At 52.8% G+C, this 11216-nt stretch carries 13 protein-coding genes; 3 read left to right on the plus strand and 10 right to left on the minus strand.

Annotation, left to right across the window (positions count from 1 at the left end; translation table 11 throughout):
- Positions 1–25 precede the first annotated feature (25 nt).
- Positions 26–1528, minus strand: coding sequence for a flagellar filament capping protein FliD (gene fliD, locus IM300_RS00570; RefSeq protein ID WP_063865285.1), 1503 nt, complete (start codon positions 1526–1528; stop codon positions 26–28).
- 310 nt (positions 1529–1838) lie between these two features.
- Between fliD and IM300_RS00575 the strand changes: the two genes are divergently transcribed.
- The 3 genes from IM300_RS00575 (at position 1839) to IM300_RS00585 (ending at position 5497) form a co-directional block, all read left to right on the plus strand.
- Positions 1839–3323, plus strand: coding sequence for a flagellin (locus tag IM300_RS00575; RefSeq protein ID WP_193034820.1), 1485 nt, complete (start codon positions 1839–1841; stop codon positions 3321–3323).
- A 952-nt stretch (positions 3324–4275) separates the two neighbouring features.
- Positions 4276–5010, plus strand: coding sequence for a transcriptional regulator (locus tag IM300_RS00580; protein WP_370552228.1), 735 nt, complete (start codon positions 4276–4278; stop codon positions 5008–5010).
- Positions 4976–5497 (plus strand): hypothetical protein, encoded by a 522-nt coding sequence (locus IM300_RS00585; RefSeq protein WP_193034822.1) that lies wholly within the window; start codon positions 4976–4978, stop codon positions 5495–5497. The genes IM300_RS00580 and IM300_RS00585 overlap by 35 nt, the downstream gene beginning before the upstream one ends.
- 4 nt (positions 5498–5501) lie before the next feature.
- On the opposite strand, the gene fliR is transcribed toward IM300_RS00585, so the two are convergent.
- The 9 genes from fliR to fliJ form a co-directional block, all read right to left on the minus strand.
- Positions 5502–6281: a flagellar biosynthetic protein FliR gene (fliR, locus tag IM300_RS00590; protein ID WP_074177562.1), complete on the minus strand. Its 780-nt coding sequence runs from the start codon at positions 6279–6281 to the stop codon at positions 5502–5504.
- Positions 6281–6550: a flagellar biosynthesis protein FliQ gene (gene fliQ / locus IM300_RS00595; RefSeq protein ID WP_017692822.1), complete on the minus strand. Its 270-nt coding sequence runs from the start codon at positions 6548–6550 to the stop codon at positions 6281–6283. Before fliQ ends, fliR begins: the two co-directional genes overlap by 1 nt.
- A 9-nt stretch (positions 6551–6559) precedes the next feature.
- The gene (fliP, locus tag IM300_RS00600; RefSeq protein WP_063865288.1) at positions 6560–7303 is read right to left on the minus strand and encodes a flagellar type III secretion system pore protein FliP; all 744 of its coding nucleotides are present in this window, start codon (positions 7301–7303) and stop codon (positions 6560–6562) included.
- Complete coding sequence (gene fliO, locus IM300_RS00605) at positions 7300–7695, minus strand: flagellar biosynthetic protein FliO (RefSeq protein WP_193034824.1); 396 nt, start codon at positions 7693–7695, stop codon at positions 7300–7302. Before fliO ends, fliP begins: the two co-directional genes overlap by 4 nt.
- Positions 7695–8078 carry a flagellar motor switch protein FliN gene (gene fliN / locus IM300_RS00610; protein WP_015571612.1) on the minus strand — a complete coding sequence of 128 codons (384 nt, stop codon included), beginning with the start codon at positions 8076–8078 and terminating at the stop codon, positions 7695–7697. The genes fliO and fliN overlap by 1 nt, the downstream gene beginning before the upstream one ends.
- Before the next feature lie 7 nt (positions 8079–8085).
- Positions 8086–9078 (minus strand): flagellar motor switch protein FliM, encoded by a 993-nt coding sequence (fliM, locus tag IM300_RS00615; RefSeq protein WP_063865291.1) that lies wholly within the window; start codon positions 9076–9078, stop codon positions 8086–8088.
- A gap of 5 nt (positions 9079–9083) precedes the next feature.
- Complete coding sequence (gene fliL, locus IM300_RS00620) at positions 9084–9590, minus strand: flagellar basal body-associated protein FliL (protein ID WP_193034826.1); 507 nt, start codon at positions 9588–9590, stop codon at positions 9084–9086.
- 127 nt (positions 9591–9717) lie between these two features.
- Positions 9718–10782: a flagellar hook-length control protein FliK gene (locus IM300_RS00625; protein ID WP_193034827.1), complete on the minus strand. Its 1065-nt coding sequence runs from the start codon at positions 10780–10782 to the stop codon at positions 9718–9720.
- Complete coding sequence (gene fliJ / locus IM300_RS00630) at positions 10779–11210, minus strand: flagellar export protein FliJ (protein ID WP_193035081.1); 432 nt, start codon at positions 11208–11210, stop codon at positions 10779–10781. Before fliJ ends, IM300_RS00625 begins: the two co-directional genes overlap by 4 nt.
- Positions 11211–11216: the final 6 nt, after the last annotated feature.

Below are 11216 nucleotides of genomic sequence, written 5' to 3' on the forward strand. Positions count from 1 at the left end.
TTGACCTGCCCGGATGCGTTAAAGTTTATCCCATGATCCCAAGCAGCGCGGACTGAAGCTGCTGGCTCGTACTGTTCATTTGCGTCAGGGCCTGGTCGAGACGCTGGAATTCCTTACGGCTGCGGTCAAGGCTGTCCTGAATGCGTTCCTGCATGCGGGCAATCTGTTTTTCAACGCGGGTATTTTGTTCCTTTACCCCTTTGAGGGCGGTTGCGATAGCCCCTTCTACCTTCGGGATCGAATCGTTGTCGCCCAGATAGGTGGTGAACACCTCCTCCATGCGGTCCTTAATCCCGCCCGTTGAGCCGGTGCCTAAAAACAGGGCTTCCACCTCCTTTGGATTTTTCTTCAGCGCTTCATCGAGCTTTTTATTGTCGATAGAGAGTATGCCCAGGGTACCGGTACGCTCTTCGCCGGGTTTGCTTTCGTTGAAATTCACCTTGATACCGAGCGCACCCAGCGATTTATACAGATCGTCGGCATCGCCATAGCTGCCTGCGACAGCGGACTTCATCTGGCTGGTCAAACGGCGCAGAGTACCGTCACCGAAAAGCGCGCCGTTTGACGCGTTGGCCTGCGGCAGTTCATCGCCGGTCGTCTTCTCCGGTTCGTTGTAGGCACTGGCGCTGGATGCCGCGCTAAGATAGGCGTTATAGGCATTCACAAACTCTTCAATCAGGCTTTTAACCTTAGAGGTATCGGCGGTGATCGACAGTGTTTCTGATTTCAGTTTTGATGCGTCGTCAGGATCTTTTTCTGAGACCTCGCGCAGATCGAGGGTGATCCCGTCAATGGCGTCAGAAATGGTATTGGAGCTGCGTTCAATCTTCGTACCATCAATGTAGACAATGGCATTCTGTGCCGGCGTAATCTCCCGGGCATTATCCGCACCCGGCGTGACTGCCGGATCGTAATCCAGCACTTTCGCCAGCTTACTGTCGCCGCTTACGCTGATGCTAATTTCGCCATCTTCGCCGGTCTTTTTCGACGTCACAACCAGCTGATATTTGCCATCTTCGGCAGGCATTACCGTCGCGGTAACATCGCCATTTTTAGCATTAATTTTTTTAGCAATCTGTACCAGAGAGGTCTCATCATCTTTCAGTTCCACCTCCATCGGCTTGCCTTTGCCTGCGGTGATGGTCACCGTACGCGGACCGGCGCCGTCGCCCAGCTGGGTGTCGTTCGCTTTTTGCGGTGCCGTCCCCACTTTATTGGCTTTTGCTAACTGCTCAACCTGGACTGAGTAGCTATTCGGGATCGCTCCCTTACCTGCCGTTGCGTTAAATGCCTTGTTGGTGCCAATGCTGACCCCGTTGAACCCTTCATCCTCCAGTTTTTTCAGCGCCGTTTTCACCGCATCCAGGCTGCTGGAGATTTTACCCCAGGAGGAAGTTTGTCCTTCATAATTACTCTGCTTCTGCAAATAGGGATTTAATTTTTTATTCTCAGCTACCTGGAGCTGCGAAATCATACTTTCAATATCTAACCCGGAGCCGCCGAGGCCTGACATAGAGAACGAAGCCATGATTTGTATTCCTGTTACAGTGAAGATAGATATAGCGATAACATCGGGGTTTCGGCCATAAAGTTTAATTTTTTACAGCGCAGGCGACAACGGAACCACCACGTTAATACACTCTTATACGCTTATCAGGCTATTGACTGTGGCAATCAGGATAATTGCCATCACTTATGCGCGCTTTTCCAGGAATATAAAAAATTATGAAAAAATAATTTAGTCATTTCCTTTTCATCCGATTAATTCAGTATGCGCAACAGACATCGCATATTTAACTGGCGAATGCCGTCGTTACTTTATTTAAAAGGATATTGATATGGCCCAGGTCATTAATACTAACGCATTGAGCTTGATGGCTCAGAACAACCTGAACAAATCTCAGACTTCTCTGGGTACTGCAATTCAGCGTCTCTCTTCCGGTCTGCGTATTAACAGTGCGAAAGACGATGCAGCAGGTATGGCGATCTCTAACCGCTTCACCTCTTCTATCCGCGGCCTGACCCAGGCAGCACGTAACGCCAACGATGGTATCTCCCTGGCGCAGACCACCGAGGGCGCGCTGGAAGAAGTAACCGAGAACTTGCAGCGTATCCGTGAACTGACCGTTCAGGCAAAAAACGGCACCAACTCCTCTGACGACCGTGACTCCATCAAAAAGGAGATCTCTGCACGTCTGGACGAGATCAAACGTATTTCTGAAACCACCAACTTCAACGGCGTTAACGTTCTCGATGGTTCCAAAGATAAACTGACCATCCAGATTGGCGACAAAGATGGCCAGACCATCGACATCGATCTGAAGAAACTGGACATCGACTCTCTGGGTCTGGACGGCTTCACTGCGGCATTCGATAAAATTGCCGGCTCTGCGGGCGCTACCAGCGAATACACCAAGGCAGCTACTGCGAAAGCAGCGGGCGACGATACGGGTATCAGCACTAGCGCCGGTAACTGGAAAGTTGACGCGGCTGATATCACCGCAATTGAAACGGCAGTGGGCGCAGCAGCAGGCGACGTCGAACTGTACGTAGCTGATGGTGAAGCTTTCGCTTACGATAAAACTGCCGACAAAATGTTTAAACTGGACACCTCTGCTATCACCTTCAAGGATGATGGTGCTGGCAATGCGATCATTGACGGTGCTGTACAAGCGAGTGCTGCAACGGAAGTCAGCGCGCTGGATGCCGATATCCTGTTGAACGGTCCATCAACGCTGAGCGATGCTACCAAGCTGAAAGAAGGCGCGACCTTCAAAGCTCAGGATGGTTCTGAAGTGAAGCTGGATCAGGCTAAGCTGGACGAGATCTCCAACGCGGCCTTCGGCGCTGACGCTGCTGACAGCAACATGCAGATGTTCTCCGTGAAAGACGGTGCAAACACCAAATACTTCGCGCAGAGCACCGACGCAAGCGGTAACACCGTGGTGAAAGAGCTGACCTTCGCAGATAACGCAACTGCACCAACCGTCGCGGATGCAGGCGCAGCGGACTCAGCGTTCATCAACACCGCCGCTAATGCTGCCGCAGCCGACGACCTGCTGGGCAACCTGGACGCAGCCCTGACCGAAGTGACCAACTTCCAGGCTGACCTGGGTGCGATTCAGAACCGTTTCAGCTCTATTATCGCGAACCTGAACACCACTGTGATTAACACCACCGAAGCACGCTCTCGTATCCAGGACGCTGACTTCTCCGTGGAAGTGTCCGCAATGAGCCGTTCTAACATCCTGCAACAGGCCGGCGTATCCGTTCTGAGCCAGGCTAACCAGGTACCTCAGAACGTTCTGAGCCTGCTGCGTTAATCCCGAAAAGCCTCAACATTTTACGCGTATCCATTGCGCGTTAGCCCTCCCTGTCGGAGGGCTTTTTTCGTTTTGCTCCCCGCCGCTTCTTCTCCTGAATCGTTCACATCCTGCCCTGACGGTCTGTCAGGCAAGGCATAAATAATAAAAAGTATTACAAAATGCGCGGGCGAAAAAAGCCTAACAAAACAATATAAACACGCGCTCACCCTATTTCGAGACAAACGATAACCGACCATAAATAGCATACAAAAAGTGCCATTGAATACGAAATGAAAGAACGAACGCGTCTCGTTCATTTATTATGAACGCACTCCTTCGGTAAACGGCTCACCTCAACATTTTTTAAATGATATGACCAGTGAGATAAAATTAACCAACTCATTTATAGCGACTGCCGATATTTAATGTTAAAATCGTTTTCGCTGCACAGCGTGCAAAGGGAGAAACTCCCTCCTGTGACTAATACATTTTTAAGCATTTAGCTTAACTAACTTGAGCAGTCAGCAAATGCCCGTCAGTCAATGCCCTTCACGTACTAAGCCTCAGAAAAATATGAATATAAGCGTCACCCCACTGCTATCGGGCCGCCAGGTTCAGCGAGAGGAATCACCGCATGCGCATCAAAATGGGAGGGCATTAACTTTATTTATCACACAAATACGCCAACCGAGGCCTGGCAATTATTAACATCGGCATTAATAACGTTAATACCGTTGAAATTTACCTTTAGCGATCCGCGAATAGTGGCGATATAAGCCTTAGGTAGCCCGAAATTGTTGCGCATTGTTAACGAAAAGACTTTACCCAATTAACATAAACACCCATTCAATTCACCTTATCTTTCATTACGAAGTATCAAGATATTATGGTCAATTACATTGCGATTGGATCGTTAGTGACGTTGGATTTGCACACGAGGTTACTAACACGAACGCGCGACGGCGAGTGCGTGACGCTGCCCGCCAGCGCCTGCCTCTGCCTTGCCGCCCTGGTGGAAGCGCAGGGACAAATTTTGTCTCAGGAACAGTTAATGGATATCGGCTGGCGTAGCGCTGGCGTTGAGGTCACGGATAATAGCGTGCGCGTTATGGTGAACAAGCTTCGACGCGCGCTGGCCTCGCTAGAGATGCAGGATGCTATTGCGCTGGTCGCCGTAACGCGAAGCGGTTATCGCCTGATTATTCGTGAAGAGAGCCCGCCGGAACCCTCGGCTGACAGCGTTGAGATCGCCCCCACACCGCATCCGCCTGAAATGCCGGTGGAGGCTACGCCTCCTCCCCCCTCCGCTACGCCAGCACCGCGTCGAAAAAGGCTTTTGCGAAGCGCTGCGTTCGCGGTCTGCGGCATGCTGATCGGTATTCTTACTGCCATATCCGTCAAAAATGCGTTTGTCCCCAGCCCACAGAGCATCGAGTTTATCCTCTGGCAGGGAGAAGGGATCCCCCCCGGACATATCGTGATGGTGCAAAAAAACCGAGTAAGCCAAACGGAACTTATTCAGGCAACGCTGCACACCTATACCGAATATGTACTGGAAAGACGCGTCCATTACAGACCAGGTAAAATTTTATACATCACTACCGGCACGGGAAAGATAGATAAATATCAGGCCGTTATTGCCTGTCAAAAACCCATTCAGGAGCAAAAGAATGACTGTGAATCGTTCTATTTTCATCTTTATTAAACGCCCGCAGGTCCTCTTCGCTGGCGGCCTGATGACAGGTTTAGCATTAACAATCGGGTACACGATCGCCACGTCGCCGCTGCGGCAGACGTGCTTTGCCCCAGCCTCGTTTTATACTATCAAGGACGAAAACAACGTGACGCTGGCGCGAGGAATTTATCGCTCATACCGCGATGGACTTCATGAGGGACACACGACCTATATCGGTAATATCCGCCATTTTCAGAACGGGAAACGCGTAGGGCAAGCTTCCCCCGTACAGCGCAGCGTGAGTTATACCATGTCCTACTCCGGCAACCTGCTGCATCTGACGGTGCTTAGCCACGCCCGTCGGCTGGGCGATCAAAGCAACGAAAAAGAGGTGACGGATTATATTTTTCCGCAGCTTAAGAGCGGCGATACCTCCACCAGTTCCCTCTATTTGCTGGAAAACAGCATTCTGGCATCGGGTACGGAGACGGTAGTCAGGATCGCCTGCACGAATTAAGCCCTCAAACCAGCGCTTGTATTAGCCCGCTCAGGATCCCGAAGCCGTGGCTCATAAGACGTTCAAAGAATGGAGCCAGCGTTTCGTCGATAAGCAACAGGGCCAGCATGCCAAAGGTCAGCGTGAGCGGGAACCCTACTACAAAGATCGAGAGCTGCGGGGTAAGGCGGTTTAGCAGCGCAAGCACCATGTTTATGCTCAGCAGCAGGGCTATCACCGGGAGGCCCAGGATCAGCCCCTGACTGAAGATGAGTCCGGCATGATTAACGAGGTAAAACATCCCGCCAGCATGCAGCGGTTCAGCGTCGATGGGGAGAGCCTCGAAGGTCTCAGCAAGCAGCGAAAGCAACCACAGATGGCCGTTAAACACCAGAAAGAGCAGCATCGCCAGCATGTTTAGCAGGCGAGCGATCACCGGGCTGTTACCGCTGCCCGGGTCGAAGAAGGTGGCAAACGAGAGTCCCATCTGCATCCCAATGATCTCGCCCGCCAGGCGAACGGCGGCAAACAGCAGCTGCATCGTCAGCCCCATCGCGGCGCCGATGAGCACCTGCTTAGCCATCGTCCAGACGCCCGCCCAGGAGTAAAGTCCTATGTCGGCGTCAGGAACCAGTCCGCCCAGCAGCAGCGCGAGGGTTAAGGCCAACGCCGCACGCAGGCGGGCGCTGATCGCTTTCTCGCTGAAGACTGGCGCAACGTGCAGTAGCGCCGAGATGCGCACCATCACCAAAAAGTAATGGCTTATCAGGGCGTAAAGCTGTTCAAGGGGAAGATTAAAAATCATTAGCCGATGGCGTAAGGAATGCTGGCGAACAACATGCGCGTGTATTCAATAAAGATTTTCATCATCCACGGACCGAGCAGTACGCCGACGCCCACGATCATCAGGATTTTAGGGATAAAGGTCATGGTCATTTCGTTCACCTGCGTCGCGGCCTGAAGAATACTGATAATCAGACCGGTTGCCAGCGCGACCAGCAAAAGCGGGCCCGCAATCATTAGCCCAACCTTGATAGCTTCCATGCCCAATACCATGACGCTTTCGGGGGTCATACCAGGCTCCTATGAGTAAAAGCTTTGCGCAAGCGAACCGACCAGCAGCTGCCAGCCATCCACGAGGACGAACAGCATCAGCTTAAAGGGCAGCGCAATCGTCGCTGGCGGAACCATCATCATCCCCAGCGCCATCAGAATGCTGGCCACCACCAAATCAATAATCAAAAATGGAATAAAGATGGTGAAACCAATCTGGAAAGCGGTTTTCAGCTCGCTGGTAACGAATGAGGGCACCAGAATACTCAACGGCACGTCCTCCGGGCCGGTAAGGGCCGGCGTTTTAGCGATGCGGGCAAACATCGCCAGATCGGCTTCACGAGTCTGCTCAAGCATAAAGGCCCGCAGCGGTTTTACGCCTTCCTTCAGGGCCGTTTCCATGGTGATTTTATTGGCCTGCAACGGCTGCCATGCCTGTTCATAGATCTGGTTGAGCACGGGTGACATCACGAAAAAGGTCAAAAACAGAGCCAGCCCCACTAATACCTGATTAGGCGGCGCGGTCGGCGTACCAAGCGCGTTGCGCATCAATCCCAGCACGATAACGATACGCGTAAAGCCAGTCATCATCAGCAGTACCGCGGGGATGAACGTGAATCCACTGAGCAGCAGCAGCGTCTGAATCGGTAGCGTCCAGCCTGCACTGCCCGACGAACTGGCCAGCGTAATGTCGCCGTTAGCGGCAAGCGCAGAGGCAACGGGCAGCAGCAGACCAACGCCCGTCGCGGCACGGGCAATCAACAGACGGTTCATTTATGCTCACCACCCGAACGGTATTTATGAAGAAAGTTATCCAGCATGGCGGGAAAAGCCGCTGAAGGAGCCGTCTGCTCAGGCACCTCTGGCCTGTCCTGCACGGTGAGACAGCTAATGTGCGTCGCGGTAACACCCAGCACCAGACGCTGTTCGCCCACGTCAACCACCACCAGCCGTTCGCGCGAGCCGAGAGGTTTACTGGCCACCAGCGATACCGCACCCTGGCTTTCGCGGGAGCAACGCGCCAGCCCGCTGCGGCGGGCGATCCACGCCAGCAGTACCATCAGCATAATAATGAGCATGAGCGTACCGATGACCGATAGCGCGATTGCGCCGCCAGAGAGCACGTTTGTGCTCCCTGCGGCAAAAGAGGGTTGTACTGCGTTCATTAGCGGCTCAGGCGATGCATTCGCTCGGATGGGGTAATAATATCGGTAATACGAATCCCGAATTTATCGGACACGACCACCACTTCGCCCTGGGCAATAAGGTAGCCATTGATCAGAATATCGAGCGGCTCGCCCGCCAGGCCGTCCAGCGAAACCACCGAGCCCTGGCTTAAGCGCAGCAGCTCTTTGATAGTCATTTTTGTGCGGCCCAGCTCCACGGTCATTTTGACAGGGATATCCAGAATCAGGTTCATCTCTTCAGAAAACTGAGGAACCGCCGTTTGCTCTGTACTTCCCGCAGCGTTCTGCTCGTTCAGCGCCTCACCCCAAAGATTGTCCATAGACTTATCTTCAGATCCCGACGAGTTATTCATGTCGCTCATGGGGAAATCACTCCTTATTGAAAGTTTTTAATGCTGGCTGATTCATCTGATCGACCTTCAGAGCATATTGATTATTTACAGAGCCATATTTCGCGGTAAATACCGGCACGCTGCCGACGTTCGCTACTATAAACTCCTGCTTATCCAGCGGAATAATGTCGCCTTTTTTCATTTTCATGACGTTCGACAACCGCGTGTTGATGTCGGCAAATTGCGCCACCAGCTCCAGCTCGGTTTCACGCATCTGGCTTGCCAGCATGCTGCGCCACTCAGAGTCCTCATGGCGCGAATTATCCATCGGTGGATTGCTTAACAGTTCGCGCAGAGGCTCTATCGTGCTGAAGGGAATACAGATATTGAACTCCCCGCGATGCGAGCCGATTTCCACGGAGAAAGGCGTGGTGACGACAACATCGTTCGGAGAAGAGGTGATATTAGTAAATTTCACCTGTATTTCTGAACGGATGTATTCCGTCTTAATTTTATAAATAGAGCCCCAGGCAAACTCATACGCCTCGCGTGCCATTGTCAGCATACGGTGGATCACCCGCTGCTCGGTCGGGGTAAATTCCCGCCCGTCCGCCTTCGTCGGGAAACGCCCGTCTCCGCCGAACAGGTTATCCACGGCCATAAATACCAGACCGGAGGAAAAAGCCATCAGCGCGGTCCCACGCAGGGGATTAAGGTGCAGCAGGTTCAGGTTGGTTGGCACCGGTAAATTGCGGGCAAACTCATGATACGGCTGGATCTTGATATTTCCCGCCGTAATATCTGAACTGCGGCGCAGCAGGTTAAATAACCCCATCCTGAACTGTCGGGCAAAGCGTTCGTTAATAATTTCCAGAGAATGAAGTCGCTCGCGAATGACGCGTCGCTGGGTATTGGGATCGTAAGGTTTAATCCCCGCATCTCCCATGCTTCCATGGAGGTCATCGGGACTCTCCGTATCAGCATTGAGCAGGCGATCGATCTCATCCTGTGATAAAAAACTATCAGCCATTGTGTTTACCGCAGAATAAATTCATTAATCAAAACGTCAGTGACGTTAATCTTTTTGTTGAACGCCAGCGTTTTTTTAAGCTCATTTTTGATGTTGCTAATCAGCTGGCGTTTGCCTTCATCCGTTGAGAGCGTTTCATACGTTTGCTGAGAAAGCAGCATAAACAGTCGGCTACGATATTCCGGCAGGAATTTCTCAAGCACCTGTACGGACGACGTATCGCCAAGCCGTACGGACAGCCCAATATAAAGCACGCGATCCGACTCGTGCTGCGTCGGGGTCAGGCTCACGGTAAAGGTATTCATCGACACGTATAGCGGTTCAACTTGCTGTACCGCCGGGGCTTCATGCTCACTTCTCGAATGGTTGTCCGTCTGCGCGTGTGCATATTTCATCGACCAGAACAGATAGCCTGAAAAACAGCAGGCTGCAAGGGCAATCAGAAACATTAGTATTAACAGAAGCGAGCGCGACCCTCCGCGAGCCGCAGCATTTTTATTTTTGTTACCCATTACGTAAATCCAATAAAATAAGAGAGGCAGCAACCTGCCCCTCGATAAATACGGCGGACATTGTAGTCCATTTAATCAGCAGAATAATCAGGAGATAAAATTTCATTCCTGTCGGCAATTCAACAATTCAGACAAAAGTGTTAATTCCGTATATATTTCCTTGCGTCGATGTTAATAATCCCGGCACATTGTCTTCTTCCACGAACACATTCTCTGCGCCTTGAGCGGTGTGCTGCTCTTCAGGATGATGACGTCCCTGCTCGCCACCGCCAGTATGAGGTCGATCGGGGCTCACGCTCGCCTGGCCCAGCTGGAGCCCGGTTTCCGCTAAAGCGGCCCGCAGGTGCGGTAGCGCAGTCTCCATCATCTGCCGCACCTGAGCATGTTCGCTGACGATATGGATCTGCGCCTGGTCCTGCTGCACGCGCAAAGAGATATGCAATGAGCCCAGCTCCTGAGGATGCAGGCGAATCTCCGCATTGTGCAGATTGTCGCGGCTGAACAGGGCAATATGTTGGCTCACCGACTGCTTCCATTCGGGCGACTCCAGCGGATAACGGACGTTGACCACCTGCTGTGAAACAGGCTGACTGGCCTGTCGCACCGTTGACGGCTCCACCACAACGCTCTGTACCGACGGATCGCAGGTGGCGTGCTGCGACGCCTCTCCCTGATGTACCGTTAAGCCTGGCAGCACGGCGCTGGCGCCTGGGGCTTTCCCCCCTAACGCCTGTGCCTGCACCTGGAGAGGGGTATCTTCTTGTCCGGCGGGCTTCAGCTTAAGATCGTCAACAGGGATCGCTAAGGGGGCTTTATCGCCAGCGATCGCTTCTCGTGGCAGGCTCGTCTCAGCAAGGGTCGAAGCCTCTGTCGCAGCGCTCCTCGCCTGGCGGGTGACGATCTGCTGAAGCTGCCACTGCGGGCTTTCATTACCGGGAGAGGCGCTGATTCTGACCTCCGCCAGCGTGTCATCGCTCGCCTCCGGCTCAGCTGCCGGTGGCAAAACCGGCTGCGGGACAGGATATCCCTCATGACTTACCCGTTGCGCCTGAACGTCCAGGCCAGGCAACAACAGCCCCATCTGTGCCAGCCTGTCGTCGAGCGTAAGAGCAAACTCCTCGCCGATGAGTTTTCCTTTTCCTGCTCTCGTCGGCGCTCCGCCGGACAGCAGAGCCGTAATATCAATATTCATAGCCTTTCTCTTTTCTGTCCGGCACGCTGGGCGAATTCGTCCATCATTTTTTGCTCCTGGCGGCTCTGTGCCATGGCCAGTGCCGCCTCGCGGCGGTCGATGAGGGTCTCAAACGCATTAAGGCGCTGCTTTTTCTGTAGCCACTTCTCTTTCGCCCGGTCCACGGCTTGTTCGCAGGTGGAAACGTGTGATTCGTGCTGCTTCACCACCAGGTTAAGGGACAAAATGAAAGACTGTTGATTAACCAGATCCGCCATCGACATACCGCTGCCGAGCAGCCCCTGACGCAAAGATTGCTGATACTCGCGCTCATAATGCTGAAGCTGTTCGTGCTGGGCCACGGCTTCCATAAGCGTCTGCTGGACGCTGCCGAGAGCGCGAGTGGTCTCCGTAAGCGTTTCCTGAGCCATGTCACGCAGCATGACCATTGGATT

This window comes from Enterobacter cloacae complex sp. I2, assembly GCF_014896205.1.
GTDB lineage: Bacteria > Pseudomonadota > Gammaproteobacteria > Enterobacterales > Enterobacteriaceae > Enterobacter > Enterobacter quasihormaechei.